The 15013-nt window shown below is 49.3% G+C and carries 16 protein-coding genes; 8 read left to right on the top strand and 8 right to left on the bottom strand.

All coding sequences use genetic code 11. The features are described 5' to 3' along the window. Positions 1–73: 73 nt before the first annotated feature. Positions 74–2107: a M48 family metallopeptidase gene (locus tag EP181_RS02260; RefSeq protein WP_127470215.1), complete on the bottom strand. Its 2034-nt coding sequence runs from the start codon at positions 2105–2107 to the stop codon at positions 74–76. A gap of 18 nt (positions 2108–2125) precedes the next feature. Further along, positions 2126–2722 (bottom strand): LemA family protein, encoded by a 597-nt coding sequence (locus tag EP181_RS02255; RefSeq protein ID WP_127470214.1) that lies wholly within the window; start codon positions 2720–2722, stop codon positions 2126–2128. Between the two features lie 216 nt (positions 2723–2938). Here EP181_RS02255 and EP181_RS02250 point away from each other — a divergent pair, with 216 nt between their 5' ends. Further along, on the top strand, positions 2939–3637 hold the full coding sequence (locus tag EP181_RS02250; RefSeq protein ID WP_197723389.1) for a lipid-binding SYLF domain-containing protein: 699 nt from the start codon (positions 2939–2941) through the stop codon (positions 3635–3637). A gap of 173 nt (positions 3638–3810) precedes the next feature. On the opposite strand, the gene EP181_RS02245 is transcribed toward EP181_RS02250, so the two are convergent. Beyond that, positions 3811–4137 carry a peptidylprolyl isomerase gene (locus tag EP181_RS02245; RefSeq protein ID WP_127470213.1) on the bottom strand — a complete coding sequence of 109 codons (327 nt, stop codon included), beginning with the start codon at positions 4135–4137 and terminating at the stop codon, positions 3811–3813. A 196-nt stretch (positions 4138–4333) separates the two neighbouring features. On the opposite strand from EP181_RS02245, the gene EP181_RS02240 reads away from it, so the two are divergent. The 6 genes from EP181_RS02240 to mvaD are packed head-to-tail and all read left to right on the top strand — an operon-like array spanning position 4334 to position 10871. Then, positions 4334–5410 (top strand): hydroxymethylglutaryl-CoA reductase, encoded by a 1077-nt coding sequence (locus tag EP181_RS02240; protein WP_127470212.1) that lies wholly within the window; start codon positions 4334–4336, stop codon positions 5408–5410. Beyond that, positions 5407–6477: a type 2 isopentenyl-diphosphate Delta-isomerase gene (gene fni, locus EP181_RS02235; protein ID WP_232023482.1), complete on the top strand. Its 1071-nt coding sequence runs from the start codon at positions 5407–5409 to the stop codon at positions 6475–6477. Before EP181_RS02240 ends, fni begins: the two co-directional genes overlap by 4 nt. A gap of 35 nt (positions 6478–6512) precedes the next feature. Next, complete coding sequence (locus tag EP181_RS02230) at positions 6513–7727, top strand: hydroxymethylglutaryl-CoA synthase (protein ID WP_127470211.1); 1215 nt, start codon at positions 6513–6515, stop codon at positions 7725–7727. A gap of 24 nt (positions 7728–7751) precedes the next feature. Beyond that, positions 7752–8792, top strand: coding sequence for a mevalonate kinase family protein (locus tag EP181_RS02225; RefSeq protein WP_127470210.1), 1041 nt, complete (start codon positions 7752–7754; stop codon positions 8790–8792). Further along, positions 8779–9816 (top strand): mevalonate kinase family protein, encoded by a 1038-nt coding sequence (locus EP181_RS02220; RefSeq protein ID WP_127470209.1) that lies wholly within the window; start codon positions 8779–8781, stop codon positions 9814–9816. The genes EP181_RS02225 and EP181_RS02220 overlap by 14 nt, the downstream gene beginning before the upstream one ends. 17 nt (positions 9817–9833) lie before the next feature. Further along, entirely contained in the window at positions 9834–10871 is a 1038-nt protein-coding gene (gene mvaD / locus EP181_RS02215; RefSeq protein WP_127470208.1) for a diphosphomevalonate decarboxylase, read from the top strand. 19 nt (positions 10872–10890) lie between these two features. On the opposite strand, the gene EP181_RS02210 is transcribed toward mvaD, so the two are convergent. Then, positions 10891–11292, bottom strand: a complete 402-nt coding sequence (locus EP181_RS02210; RefSeq protein WP_127470207.1) for a ClpXP protease specificity-enhancing factor — start codon at positions 11290–11292, stop codon at positions 10891–10893. Then, complete coding sequence (locus tag EP181_RS02205; RefSeq protein WP_127470206.1) at positions 11292–11930, bottom strand: glutathione S-transferase N-terminal domain-containing protein; 639 nt, start codon at positions 11928–11930, stop codon at positions 11292–11294. Before EP181_RS02205 ends, EP181_RS02210 begins: the two co-directional genes overlap by 1 nt. Positions 11931–12182: 252 nt before the next feature. On the opposite strand from EP181_RS02205, the gene EP181_RS02200 reads away from it, so the two are divergent. Further along, a complete protein-coding gene (locus EP181_RS02200) occupies positions 12183–12791 on the top strand; it encodes an FMN-dependent NADH-azoreductase (RefSeq protein WP_127470205.1) in 609 nt (202 codons plus the stop codon). A 64-nt stretch (positions 12792–12855) separates the two neighbouring features. Here the strand turns inward: EP181_RS02200 and EP181_RS02195 are convergent, their stop codons facing one another. From EP181_RS02195 to EP181_RS02185, 3 genes are read right to left on the bottom strand one after another with little or no spacing between them, the layout of a single operon-like run. Continuing rightward, on the bottom strand, positions 12856–13560 hold the full coding sequence (locus EP181_RS02195; RefSeq protein WP_127470204.1) for a hypothetical protein: 705 nt from the start codon (positions 13558–13560) through the stop codon (positions 12856–12858). After that, positions 13512–14519 carry an ArnT family glycosyltransferase gene (locus EP181_RS02190; RefSeq protein ID WP_127470203.1) on the bottom strand — a complete coding sequence of 336 codons (1008 nt, stop codon included), beginning with the start codon at positions 14517–14519 and terminating at the stop codon, positions 13512–13514. The genes EP181_RS02195 and EP181_RS02190 overlap by 49 nt, the downstream gene beginning before the upstream one ends. Next, a complete protein-coding gene (locus EP181_RS02185; protein WP_127470202.1) occupies positions 14519–14992 on the bottom strand; it encodes a divergent PAP2 family protein in 474 nt (157 codons plus the stop codon). The genes EP181_RS02190 and EP181_RS02185 overlap by 1 nt, the downstream gene beginning before the upstream one ends. Positions 14993–15013 lie beyond the last annotated feature (21 nt).

The following is a 15013-nucleotide window of genomic DNA, read 5'->3' as shown; positions in this document are numbered from 1 at the left end:
AAATAATAGTGACGTAACAACTGACCAGGCCTGGTCAGTTGGTTTGAACTGGTTTGAGTTGGCTTAAATTGATTTAAATCGATTGAGAGGTTTCATCCCACACCACCACAGCCAAGCGCGCAATGGGTGCGTCAAGCGTGGCGGCAATGGCTAAAATCAATTCCCGCTCGGTTGAATTAATCACCCCATCGTGCTGGGCGCACGTGATGAGCGCTTGCATAATCCGGTCTTTTAACGGCAGTGACGCGTGGGTTAACTTGACGGTTAAACGGGCAAATTCTTCGGCCTTGTACACCATATCGTTCAATGGCTGCAACGCGGTTAAACCCAACATTGCCATGCCTTTAGCAAAGGCATCTTGCTGCACCTGAGTACTGTGTTGCCCATAAAATGCCAACGCAGACAACAACCATTGCAGCTCAATTTGCACCGCTTGCGGCGTGTGGTATTTAACCTTAAGCGGTAACGTCTGCCCAAAAAACACGTCCAAATAGTGCGCTACCAACTGGTATAAGGTGAGCTCAAACAAATTGCTTTGGCCGTCCAATGCCATAATCCATTGCAATGCGGGTTTTAAATGTTGATATTGCTGGGGCGACAACCGTTTGAGCGCGGGCATGGCCAACTCTATTAACACCATGCGTGCCGGACGAGAAACGCGTTGCATTTTCGTTACGGTGTCCATTAAATGTGCTTGCTGCGCTTTGACCAGGCCTGGTAGATTGCTCTGACTAAACAACACTGGCCAATCCAATGTTTGCATAGATTTAACCGACAGCTCGCTTAACAAACACGCCATCACCAAACCCACCGCATCAAGAGGTTCTTGCGTGTAGGCAACCAGTTCAGCCCAATGTGGGCTGGGCGCATCGCTTGCCCAATCTTGATTATGCTCGGCCGCTTGTTCCAGCCCCATTGGCACCGCCAGCGCCAAATGTTCAAGGGGTGCCGTCCAACCCAATGCGCCATTGTTAGTCTGGACAGTTTGCGCGGGTGGCGAAGATGGCGTTAATGCAGTTAATGCAGTTAATGCCGACAAGGCCGTTAATGGCTTGATGTATTGCCCATTCCACTGCGGATCGAGTGCACGAATGCGCGTCGCCAATGGCGGATGCGTAGCAAATAAAAAATTAAAGTGCGTGGTAAACGCTTGACCAAAAAACAGATGGCTCACCGCCGACACATCGGTGTGCGTTAACACCGCACCAGGGTGGCCATAACCCACCACTTTAAGCGCATCGGCCACCGCATGGGCATCACGGGTAAACTGTACAGCCGAAGCGTCGGCCAACACCTCGCGCTGGCGACTGATAGCCGCTTGAATCATTTTGCCAAACTGCACACCAAACCAGCCAATAAGGCGCAGAGCAAGCCCCGCCAGCACAAACAAAGCATTGCCCTTGGCTTGACCTGAGGATGAACGAGCGCGAACACCGCCACGTCCAGCCTGGCTTAACCATCGTCCAAGCTGCCCCATAAATTCAATACCATGCAACAGCATAATAATGCGTAAATTAAGGCGCATGTCGCCGTTTAAAATATGACTAAACTCGTGCCCCACCACGCCCTGCAATTGCGCGCGATTTAATCCGTCTAACGCGCCTTGAGTTAAGCCAATCACTGCATCGGCGGGCGTCTGCCCTGCGGCAAAGGCGTTAATGGCCGACTCTTTTGGCAATACATACACCTCGGGCACGGGCATGCCTGAAGCAATCGCCATTTCGGCCACCACATTTAAGGCGCGGCGTTCGTTCGGTACGCGCGTACTGGGATTAATGGGCACTCCGCCCAGCATCATGGCCAAAGGCGCGCCCCCTTTGGCCAGTGTGCGACTTTTTAGCCAGGAACTTAACAACGCCCCACCCACCACAACGCCGGTTACTGCCCATACAACGGGGTGACTTGCCAACACCATTAGGTTGCTCCAAGTATCGCGATGGGCATTAAAACGCGGCACCTCTACCCAATGCCCTGCGCCCAAGACCACCACCAACGCCCACACCACCAAAATACTCAACCCCGATATCACCAATAAAACAATCACATACAGTAGCACCCACCATTTGGTTTTTTTGCGGGCTTGCGCTTGGGCGGCGTAAAAATTCATACTAAAACTCTTTTGCTTTTAAAACCGCACCGCAGGCGCTACTTGAATTTGTGCACTGTCGGCAAACTCAAGCAAGGTAGCATCGGTTGGATGTCCCAGCACACTGGCCAAGGCAATCGGGGGAAAACTCTGTCGATACTGGTTGTAGCTCATTACCGCATCGTTAAACGCTTGACGAGCAAAACTCACCCTGTTTTCGGTCGAGGTTAATTCCTCGGTTAATTGCAGCATATTTTGATTGGTTTTTAGATCGGGATAGGCTTCAACCACCAAATTAAACCGTGCCAATGCATCGCTTAGGGTGCTTTGCGCCGCCCCCAAATTGTGCATGGCGTTTACGTCACCAGGATGTTGACCTGCGGCGTTAAGCAGAGCCAATGCTTCATTACGCGCAAGCGTAACCGCTTCTAACGTTTCGCGCTCATGTGCCATCGCTTTTTTGGCCACTTCAATCATGTTCGGAATCAAATCGTAGCGTCGCTTGAGCTGCACTTCAATTTGTGCAAATCCATTTAAATATTGGTTTTTTAACCGCACCAACGTGTTGTAAATCACCACGGCGTACAACGCTAATGCCAACAACAACACCCCAAAAAACATCCATGAAACGCTCATGCTTCTCTCCTTATCTATCCATTATGTTTCATTATGTTTATCAGCTCAAAGCGTACTGAGCAACGGAACTTTAACAGCTCTTTAACGGTACTTTAATAATGCACTAACTTTACAGTTTAAGGCAATCTACGCGTTAATCTTTTTAGGGTTTATTCACAAATCGCATCAATAGCGTTTAGAATAGACAATCTTTTACGCCATTGGAGTCTTATCGTTATGTCAAATCAATGTAAACAACCCATTAGCCTTACCTCGACGCGTATTGGCCAAACAAAGGGCTTGACCAAACTGAGCTTAAACGGCTTATTAAGCGGTTTACTGTTAGGGGCATTAAGCCTAAGTGCCGCGCCGGCTTTAGCCAACAATGACTATCTACCAGAGTCTAAACCGCAAATGACTCAAAATATTCACGATGCCGAATACGATGTGGCGGTGGCGGCCTTTAAAAATGCCAAATCGGGTGCATTCTTTAAGCACGCGTATGGCTACGCGGTGTTTCCAACCATTGGTAAGGTGGGCTTTTTTGTGGGTGGCGCTTATGGTAAAGGACGTGTATTTGAACGTGGTCGTTACAAGGGCGATGCCGAGTTGTTTCAAGGTTCGTTAGGGTTTCAATTTGGTGGACAAGCGTTTAGCCAAATTATCTTTTTTCAAGACCAACGCGCGTTTGACGAGTTTACCAGCGGCAACTTTGAGTTTGGTGCCACCGCATCGGCCGTGGTGATTACCGCCGGTGTTGCGGCCGAAGCCACCACCAAAGGCACCAGCGCCAGCGCCAACTTGGGCAACGACCATTTAAAAACCGAAGGTCAATACTATAAAGGCATGGCGGTGTTTACGTTAGCCAAAGGTGGCTTAATGTACGAAGCGGCCATTGGTGGACAAAAGTTTACTTACACGCCGCGCGCTCGATAATTTTTAAGCGTTTTTAAGCCGTTCTTAACTTAATGCATAACGCATAAAGCAAAAAAACCGTGATTTTTAAGTTAACCAGGCCTGGTCAATTTAAAAATACACGGTTTTTTTGTGTTTTTTAAGCGATATTTTTAAGTGTTATGCTCTTTTACACAACCACTTTAAACAACCGATTAGCTACGGCTGGTCACTTCTAACAAGTGGTAACCAAACTGGGTTTTGACCGGTCCTTGTACCGTGCCCACATCGGCGCTAAACACCACTTTATCAAATTCTGGCACCATCATGCCTGGACCAAACTGCCCCAAATCACCACCACTGCGGCTCGAAGGGCAGCTTGAATTGGCTTTGGCCACTTCGGCAAAATCAGCGCCATTGGCGATTTGTTCTTTTAGTTCGTTACATTTTGCTTCACTGTCTACTAAGATGTGACGTGCAGTTGCTAAAGCCATGAAATTTTCCTTTTGCGCGGTGCGCTCTGTATTAAAAACTGAGACCATTAAAAATCGTATTAAAAATCGTGTGGTATCTTATCAAAAATCATTCAAAAATCGATTAAGAATCACGACAAACCAACTTTAAAATAGCGACGCACAGCACTTTTTCAAGCCAAGTCATCTAATTTTTGTAGCTTTTAACGTGCATTTTACGCATTTTTTAAAGCCATCTTAAAAGCCCTCCTTTATAATACCGCTCATGACAAATTCAACTTCGCCTCAAATTTCTGCTAATCCCCCGCTGTTTGCGGCCGTGCCCATGCAATCGGTCGGGCCGTTTAAACTCATTGGCGACGTTGTCGTTGACGATTTAATGGTGCCATTAGCCACTTACGAATCGCCCCTTTGGCCGTCGGTGGCGCGCGGTGCGCGTGTCGCCGCGCACGCCGGTGGCATTCGAGTTACTGTGGTAGACGAACGCATGACGCGCTCCATTTTATTGCAAGCCCCCCACGCGGGCCTAGCCACCGAGTGCGTGCGCCACATTCAAGCGCGTCATGCCGATTTGCAAGCGGTTGTGGCCAAAAGCAGTCGCTTTGCTCAGTTGCTTGACACCCATTTTCAGGTGGTCGGCAATCTTATTTACTTACGCTTAGAGTTTTCAACCGGCGATGCGTCGGGGCACAACATGGTCACGCACGCCGCCGACCAGCTGATTCCCTGGCTATTGGCGCAATATCCTCACTTACAATACGTGTCTATTTCGGCCAACTATTGCACCGACAAAAAAGTCTCGGCGGTAAACGGTATTTTAGGGCGCGGCAAATACGTGGTGTGCGAAGTCACCTTGCCGCGTAAATTGTGCCAGCGTTTTTTAAAAACCACCCCCGAGGCGATTGTCGATTTACACATTAAAAAAGATTTGCTCGGCAGCATTGTGTCGGGCGGTTTACGCAGTGCCAATGCCCATGTCGCCAATATGCTGTTGGGATTTTATTTGGCGACCGGGCAAGACGCCGCCAATATTGTTGAAGGCTCGCAAGCCATTAACCACGCCGAGGTCACTCCGCAAGGCGATTTGTATTTTTCGACCACACTACCTAATTTAATTGTCGGCACGGTGGGCAACGGCAAAGGTTTGGATTTTGTCCGCCACAACTTAACCCAATTGGGTTGTGATAACCCAGACGTTGCCCCAGGCGTAAACGCTCGCCGCTTGGCGTGCATTGCGGGGGCCACGGCCTTTTGCGGCGAACTGTCTTTACTGGCCGCGCAAACCAATCCGGGCGAGCTCATGGCCGCGCACATTAAACTTGAACGCGCACACCACGCATGACTTCAAACCCCAACATGACTCAACACAATCGTCAGCAGAACAGTCAGCAAATCACCCAGCGCAAGCAAGACCACATTGATGCGGTGCTAAACGACCCATTGGTCGATCGTCAGCAAAGTGAATTTGATGGCCTGCGTTTAAGCCATCGCGGCCTGCCCCAACTCGACTTTGCCAAGCTCAACAGCCAAACCGAATTTTTAAATCAACCGATTGCGTTTCCGTTTTTAATTGCCTCAATGACCGGCGGCGGCGCACACAACTTAGCCAATATAAACCGTCATTTAGCGCAAGCCGCTCAAGCGTGCCAAGTGCCTATGGCGGTGGGTTCGCAACGTGCCATGATGCTAGACGCTAAGGCAACCGCCAGCTTTGCGTTGCGCCAATACGCGCCCAACGTGCCGCTTATTGCCAACTTAGGCGCGGTGCAACTTAATTACGGTTTTGGCATCGACCAAGCCCGCAAAGCGGTCGATACCTTAAACGCCAACGCACTGTACTTGCACCTTAACCCGCTGCAAGAGCTGATTCAGCCCGAAGGCGATCGCAACTTTGCCCGTTTGGCCGAAAAAATACATCAATTAGCGCAACAACTCGACGTGCCTATTATTTTAAAAGAGGTGGGTTGTGGACTGTCGGCCGCCGACATTGAGCTAGGCTTGCAAGCCGGCATTCGCCACTTTGATGTGGCTGGGCGTGGCGGCACTTCGTGGAGCCGCATTGAGGCGCACCGCGCCGACAACCCACTTGGGTTTGCCTTTCAAGATTGGGGACTCACCACCCTAGAATCGTTAAGTGCCAGCCTGCCCTATCAAAACCGTGCGTACTTTATCGCCAGCGGCGGCATACGAAACGGCATCGATATGGCAAAAGCTGTTATAATGGGCGGCCGATTATGCGGGGTGGCCGCGCCCTTATTAGCGCCGGCGTTAGAGTCTACCGATGCGGTCATTAAGGTGATTGAACGGTTTAAACACGAATTTATGACCGCACAATTTTTGCTGGGCATAGAACAAGCCGATGATTTACATTTAAACACGTCGTTAATTGCCAATACGCAATTAGTTTAATCAACACGTAACTGCTAGAAGAATCCGTCTTAAATATGAAAGTAGGCATTGATTTAATTCATTTTTCCACCTCAGATTACTATTTGGGATTGGACACGTTTGCGGCTGAAAAACACCAAGACGTCAATAAATTCTATGTAGGCATTGGGCAAGAAAAAATGTCGATTGCCCCGCCAGATGAAGACGTGGTGACGTTGGCCGCCAAAGCCGCCGCACCCATTTTGGCGCAAATGGACGCCAGCCAAATTTCGGCGGTGTTGTTTGCGACCGAATCGGGCGTTGACCAATCTAAATCGGCTGGGGTGTTTTTGCATGGCTTGCTTAAGCTGTCAAACCGCTGTCGTGTGGTGGAGTTTAAACACGCCTGCTACGCCGGTGCGGCTGCGTTGCAAATGGCCACCAGCATGGTGCGCGCCAATCCAAACGAAAAAATATTAGTCATTGCCGCTGACATTGCCAAATACGACGTGGACACCTCGGGCGAGGCCACGCAAGGTTGTGGTGCGGTGGCCATGCTGATTACCCAAGCACCACGAATTTTAGCCATAGAACCGGGTTCGGGCTATTACACCGAAGACGTCATGGATTTTTGGCGCCCAAATTACCGTACCACGGCGTTGGTAGACGGCAAATACTCCACTAAAGTGTACTTAAACAGCTTAAAGCAGGCCTGGTCGCATTTTACCGAACAGACCGGGCGCACGTTTCAAGATATTGACTACTTTTGCTACCACATACCGTTTACCAAAATGGCCGAAAAAGCTCATCAAACCTTGGTTAAAAAAGTCGGTGCCACCCTTACTCAAGCGCAATTTGATGCGCAAACTCTGCCCAGCCAAATTTACAATCGCATTGTGGGCAACAGTTACAGCGCCTCGCTGTTTGTGGGGTTTTGCTCACTTTTAGACCATCTTAAAGACCGCTTAGACAATAAGCGCGTTAGCTTTTTTAGCTACGGTTCGGGCTGTGTGGCCGAGTTTTTTACCGGCATTGTGCAACCCGGTTATCAGGCGGTGTTAATGAGCCAAAGCCATCAAACGCAAATTGCGCAACGTACCGCACTAAGCTATGCGCAGTATTTAGCGTTTTATCACCACCCTAACGATGGCGCCACCAACGTGGTGTTTACACCCACCAACCGTGGCCCCTATCGTCTGGCGCAAATTTTAGAACACAAACGACTGTATCAAGTTGTGTCCACAACCCACGCTGACGATTCTCATGCACCCAGTCCCGCTTCAGCCCACTAAGCGGCAACCAAGATGCTGCGCTAAATGACCACCCTGTGTACCGTGCCGGCCAAGTTAATTCTTTCGGGCGAGCACTCGGTGTTATACGACTGCCCCGCCATCAGCATGGCCATCGATTTACCGACACACTGCTTAAGCACTTACACCCTGAGCCGCCACCCCAGCGTCACCATTGAACTGGTCAACTATCAGCAAAAACATTGTTTGCCATTTGCACAATGGAAACAACTCAGCGTGGGCATAGAAAGTCGCTTTCATCTGTTTGAAACCCAATCGGGGGCAATTCAATCGGTGTTGTCTAAACCCCTTGATTTAATTTTGACCATACTGCACCACTTTGACCATCACTACGGTCTTATGCGCGCCGATTGGCAATTTAAAATTGACTCAAAAGCCCCAATGGGTCGAGGCTTAGGCAGTTCGGCGGCGGTGATTATTGCGGTGTTAAAATCGCTGATTCACCATCAACGCTTAGACGTGCAGCCCGCCGAACTGTTGGCGTTGGCGCAACTCATCGAATGTCGTCAACATGGGCGTTCGAGCGGTATTGACCCTACCACGCTGATTCACGGCGGCCTATTGCAATATCAACCCAAGCACCCCATTGAGCAGTTGGATAAACACACCTTACACGGCTGGCTGATTGATACTGGCCACCCAGAAAGCAGTACCGGACATTGCGTGCAAACCGTTAAACAAAACCACGCCCTCCGAACTGAACTATGGCAAGCGTTTAAAACCACCACACACCAGATTGCCCAGGCCTGGTCACACCAAAACTCGCAGCACCTTAAACAAGGCATTCGCCAAAACCACCAACTGCTGACCCAAATTGGCGTGGTGCCACAACGGGTGCAAGACTTTATTGCCGCCCTTGAAAACGACATGGACGCTGGCGCCAAAATTTGCGGTGCCGGCAGCGTAGAAGGCGAAAGCGCCGGCATCGTTTTGTGTTTAAGCGACCTGCCGCCGGTTAAGTTATGCCGTCAATACGGCTATACCTTAATTGACCTAAACACCGGTTCGCGCGCCGCGCAAAGCGGGGCCTATTGTGAAGTGGTTTAGCCAAGCCCCTGCCAACACCATGTTGTTAGGCGAACACAGCGTGGTGTACGGTCACCCCGCATTGGCCTGCGCGCTTAATCAATTTATCACCATTGACTGGCAGCAACGCACCGATCAACGCATCTGCATACGCTCAAGCCTGGCACAAGAAAATACCCACTTAGAACGTTTAAGCGACCCGACCTGCGACCATCCAAAATTACGCTTTGTGCTCGGCGCATTGCGGGCGTTTCAACCCGACTTACGACGTTGCAACATGGGCTTAGACATTGATATTCACAGTGACTTTTCGTCCACCATTGGCTTGGGCAGCTCGGCGGCGGTGCTGGCGGCGATGTTGGTGGGTTTAAACGCCATAACGCAAAAAAACCTAAGTGTTTTAGAGTTGTTTGCGCTGGGGCACAAGCAAATTTTAGTCATTCAAGGACGCGGCTCAGGCACCGACTTGGCCGCGAGTTTGTACGGTGGTTTAATTTATTTTCAACCGTCAAGCGACACGTCGAGCAGCGCGACCAATAATGCGTCCGTCAACATCGTTAAACTCAAAAACGCTCTCTTTTCGACCTTAAACCTGCACTTAATTTACGCGGGCTACAAAACCCCCACCGCCCAGGTGCTTGAACAGGTGGCGGCACAATGGCAACATCAACCTGCCGAGCTTAAGGCGCTGTACGCCCAAATGGGGAAAACCACCCAGCGCGCTTACCAGGTCTTAACACACCACAACTTAAACAGTCCAAATGGCTTAAGCGAATTTTTTAACGCCTGTTATCACTACCAAACGCTAATGACCCAATTGGGCGTAACCGACACCACCTTACAGGCTATTTTGAATCAACTGGCGCACACACCCAACGTCTGTTGCGCCAAAATATCAGGCTCAGGATTAGGCGATTGTGTACTGGCGTTAAGTCATGACACAAATGACCAGGCCTGGTCAACCGCCGCTGTCTTTCAAGACTTTCAAACTCTTAGCGTTCAACTCACCGATCAAGGCGCTTTTGCCAAGAGAAACGTTGACTAACCCAGGCATAACCCATCATGACCAACACTTCTTTTGCCCTGCAACACCAATTTGTACAGCGCGTACTCTCGCAAGCACACGCGCCCATTTCGCCCCCTAAGCCACAAGGCGTGGGTGAGGCACCCGTTAACATCGCCTTAAGCAAATATTGGGGCAAACGCGACGCCGTGCTTAATTTACCTATGAACGGCAGCGTGTCGATTAGCTTGCCAGGCCTGGGCACGCACACCACACTGGGATTGATAAACCCAGCGTTAAACCCAACGGCCGATTTAATCACCTTAAATCAGCAAAAACTAAGCAACGACACACCGTTTGCCCAGCGTTTAAGTCAGTTTTTAAGCCTTTTTAGACCCACTCCCCAAGACTTTTTTTGGGTGAATACCGCCAACAGCGTGCCCACCGCGGCAGGATTGGCTTCATCGGCCTCGGGCTACGCCGCATTAGTGTTGGCGTTAGACGACTTGTTTGGTTGGCAACTGCCCAAAACGGCGTTATCGCTGTTGGCACGCTTGGGCAGCGGCAGCGCCAGTCGCTCGCTGTTTAACGGCTTTGCGCTGTGGCATCAAGGCGAGCAAGACGATGGCATGGACAGTTTTGCCCAAGAAATCACCACACCATGGCCAGAGCTGTGCGTGGGATTGTTAAAAATTGATATTAGCCAAAAATCGATCAGTTCAACCGCCGGCATGCAACAAACGGTTAACACCTGCGCGCTTTACCAGGCCTGGCCAACTCAAGCAAACCAAGACATGCAACGTATTTTGCAAGCCATTGAAGAGCACGACTTTACCCTTTTAGGGCAAACGGCCGAGCACAATGCCTTAACCATGCACGCCACCATGATGGCCACTTGGCCGCCCATTGTGTATTGGCAACCGCAATCGGTCGCCGCCATGCACACCGTATGGGCACTGCGCCAACAAGGGGTTGATGTCTATTTTACGATGGACGCAGGACCTAACTTAAAATTGCTGTTTTTAGAAACGCAAACGCCTGCGATTAAGCAGGCGTTTGCGGATGTAAGCATTATTAGGCCATTTAATAAGTCATAAATCGGTTTATAAGCGGCCTCTATTTAACAATTGTTAAGGTCGGTTTCTTGCCTTTAACAGGCTTAGAATCCGATTCTAAACCGGACTGCGACGTGCTTGACAACTCGGGATACGGTTCGGGCGGAAACGACATGCCTTGACCGTTTTCGCGAGCAAACACGGCCTCAACCGCTTGAGGTGGAAAGCCGATGGTTTGTTCCACCCCTTTAAAACGCGCTCTAAACGAAAACCAATCGTTCTCCATGGTTAATCCCATGACCGACTGCGGATGCATGTTAAGCACAATCGTACCGTCCTGCACAAACGCTTGCGGCACGTCCACCCCCGGAAAACGCGCGTCCACTTGCACGTGCGGCGTCCATTGGTTGTCAACAATCCACTCGTACAATGCACGAATCATGTAAGGACGATTAGAAATCATTAGATGTCATCTCGCATATCAATTTCATCGTCTGACAAACTGTCGCTGAACATTTCGCGGTTTAAAATACGCTCGGCGTAATCGGTAATCGGCTTGGCCGATTTAGGCAGATCAATGCCCAACGACGGTAAACGCCATAACAATACCGCCATACTAATGTCCACTAACGAGTAATCGTCGCTCATAAAATATTGCTTGTGCGCAAACACCGGAATTAACTGAATCAAGCGTTCTTGCAAATTACGACGCGCCGCTTTAACTTCGTCGGGATTTTTGCCGTTGGCAATCACATCAATCATTGGGTACCATTCGGTCTCAATTTGACGCAACATTTGACGCGCGCGGGCTTTAGAAATTGGGTCAACCGACATCAACGGCGGGTGCGGAAAACGCTCGTCCAAATATTCAATAATGACTTGTGGGTCGTACAACACCAAATCGCGATCGACTAATGTCGGTAACGTACCGTAAGGGTTCAACTCCAACAAATCTTCAGGCAGGTTATCGCTTTCGACCTCAATGATTTCAATGGGAATGTCTTTTTCTTGCGCCACTAAACGCACACGATGCGAGCTTGGGCTTTTAGAATCAGAAAACAACACCATAACCGAACGTTTTGTAACGGGAATATCAGACATCTAAGCACTCCTAAGTAAGGCTTATTGACGCTTAGAAACGTTTGTTAAACACGCCTAAGGTCTGTTTATAAAAATATAAAATTGTATTTATCCATTATACACCCTCTGTCAAGCCCCCCGATCTTTACACCTTGGTGATTAACATCATTTTTAGCAACAATATTTTGTGGATTTGTGACTTTTTTAAGGTTAAAAACCGTTTTACACTGTTCGCACATTGCACGTTACATTTATCTAAAAAAGGAACTCACCATGACTCACATTGTAAGAATTGACGCCAGCGCATTGTCGCAAGGCTCTGAATCCAAAAAGCTCGCTGACTTTTTTTGTGAACAGTTTATGCAAAACCACCCCAACACCCAGCTTACCCAGCATATTTTGGCTCAAACCCTGCCCAGTCATATTGATGAGGCGTTTATCGGCGCAGCCTATACCCCAGCGCATGCGCGCACCGAGCAACAAAAAGAGCGTTTATCCTATTCTGACCAGCACGTACAGGCGCTAAAACGAGCCGACGTGTTGTTGATTAGCACCCCAATGTATAACTTTAGCCTGCCCAGCACCCTTAAAGCCTGGCTCGATAACGTGACTCGCGTGGGCGAAACGTTTAAATACGATGCCAATGGTCCAGAAGGGTTATTGAACATTCCCAAAGTGATTGTCATTGTGAGCTCGGGGGGCGATTACACCCAAGCGCCGCTTAACAAAATGAACTTTGTTGAACCCTACTTAACCACCATTTTGGGATTTATTGGCCTGCACAACGTTACGTTTGTAAACGCACCAGGCCTGGCCATGGGCGAAGAGTCTAAAACTCGTGCGCTTAACAATGCGCAACAAGCTCTATTAAACTTAATTTAAACTTAAAGAGACCTTTGCATAAAATGCAATAAAGCAGGCATTAAGACAGGCATTAAAGCAGACATTAAAGCAAATCATAGTGCGCTTTAAACGGGCAAACCGTTTTAGGAAACCAGTCAGGTGCGGTGTAATATTTTGTGGCTACCGGCTGTAAAATGGCCTGTTTGTAAGCCGCGTAATCAAACCCAATGCCCGTCACCAAATAATAGATGGGCGTTAAATGCGTTGAATCTGCGTGCTTGGGCATGGGCAACTCTTTTATCTCAAGCTGACTAAAAAACGCGGCCAACTTGGTAAGCTCTTTTTTCTGCGTGATTAAAATGGTTAAGTTTTGCTGATTAAGCGCTTTAAAATCGACCCATTTATCGTCTTCTCGGCCAAATTTTGAGGTGCTGGCAAACACATGTACCGCATCGTTTTGGCAGTGGTACGCCAAGGCCGATTGACTGCTGTAATCTAACGTAAAAAACCTACTCTGTGGCAATTGCGGGCACAACGCCTGCGGCTGAGTGTACAGAGCAATTTGCGCGCGTTGTGACTCGGGCACTATCTTATCCACAAATCCTAACGCCGCCAGCAACATCACTCCCAACAGCAACGCGCTGTAAGCGTTAAAACGATACAACACCACCAGTTTTTGTACCGGCAAAATGCTGAACAACACAAACAACCACGCCACCGCAATCAGCGGCCAATGCAAGCCAATTTGATGCGAAAAACTCACCACCAGCAACACCAACAACAACGGCACACTGGCGTACAATGCCAAGGTTGAAACCGCATTAAAAAAGGTTTTGGGCGATTGACCAGGCCTGGTAAGTTCAAAGAACTGCTTTCTAGCAGACTGTTTTGGGGGCTCTTCTTGTGGCGGCTGTTTTTAAAAGTTTTAACCCAATACACCACGCCCAAAGGCGACAGCATAAATACCAACATAAGCCCATACAGCGCCACATTGCTTACTAAATCTGTCCACGAAAACGCGCTTTGTGCTGTGCGTGAAAAAAAGTTAAACAGAATATTGTTCCAGCATTGCGTCGCGTTAAAGTACAGGTTTTGCACCACAAACCCCAGCACAATCAGCACCATGAGCGTTACACGTCGCCACGGTACGGTTTTGTAATGGCTAAACGTCCACAACAACAAGCCCAGCAAAACAAACGCAGCAAAATATTTAGACAAAAACGCCATGCCTAAAAAAAGCCCCGCCAATATCGGCCACAGCGTTAAGGTTTTAAACGAGTTAAGAACATCAGAAGATTGGGGAGAATTAAGCGAATCGGGCAAAACAGTGCGGGCAAAAAAGTAGCCGCCCACCAGGCCAAACAACACCAACACCGTGTCGTTGGCGGTAAGCACAAACATAAGCGACACCGGGGACACAAAAAACACTAAGCCCACGTAAAACGCTACCACTGGTGATACGCTGTGATTTAACCGCACCAGTTTGTACAATACATACGCCACCACGACCGAGGTAAACAACGCAAAACTGCGATACCAATACAGATTGTCGGCCAAGGTGCTTAACCCAAATAACACCCAGCCCACAGCGGGCGGATGGTCGTAATACCCACTGGCCAGATTTTGCCCCCAGCCAATAAAATACGCCTCATCGCCCGTCAACGGCAACGCCACCACCAGCAACACTTTAAGCAGCACAAACGCCACCAACAAGACTTTATCGTGTAAAGACAAATGGGCGGCAAAATCACCTTTTAAAATTTGCATTACACCACGGCCATAAGCAAAGGCATGCCCAAGTTGACGCCGTAGGCCACCAACACGCCCGTGAGAACGCCGCCTAAAATTTCAAACGGCGTGTGTCCCATGCGCTCACGCAAGATAGGTAACAAGGTACTTTGAGTGGTTTGGGTGATGTGCGCGCTGCGCAACATCATGGTGTTTATAGCGGTTGCGTGCTTACCCACTTGGCGACGCAAACTGCTCGCGTCCAGCATCACAATAAACGCCAACGCCAACGCCACCCCAAACGCGGGGTGTTCAATCCCTTCTTTAAAGGCAATTAACGCCGCCATACTAGACACAATCGCGCTGTGGTTGCTGGGCATGCCGCCGTATCCAATCAAACCAAAAGCCCACTGTTTGGCGCGCGCACTGTTTATTAAAAACTTGCTTATGCCGGCCACCAACCAAGCCAAAAAGGGCGTGAGTGCATAACTTAAATCAACGGTTAATTCCATGGTTACTCTACCCCTGCAAAG

Source organism: Thiomicrorhabdus aquaedulcis (genome assembly GCF_004001325.1).
Classification (GTDB): Bacteria; Pseudomonadota; Gammaproteobacteria; order Thiomicrospirales; family Thiomicrospiraceae; genus Thiomicrorhabdus; species Thiomicrorhabdus aquaedulcis.
The sequence above is the reverse complement of the archived record's forward strand: the minus strand, read 5'-3'. Positions and strand labels throughout refer to the sequence as shown.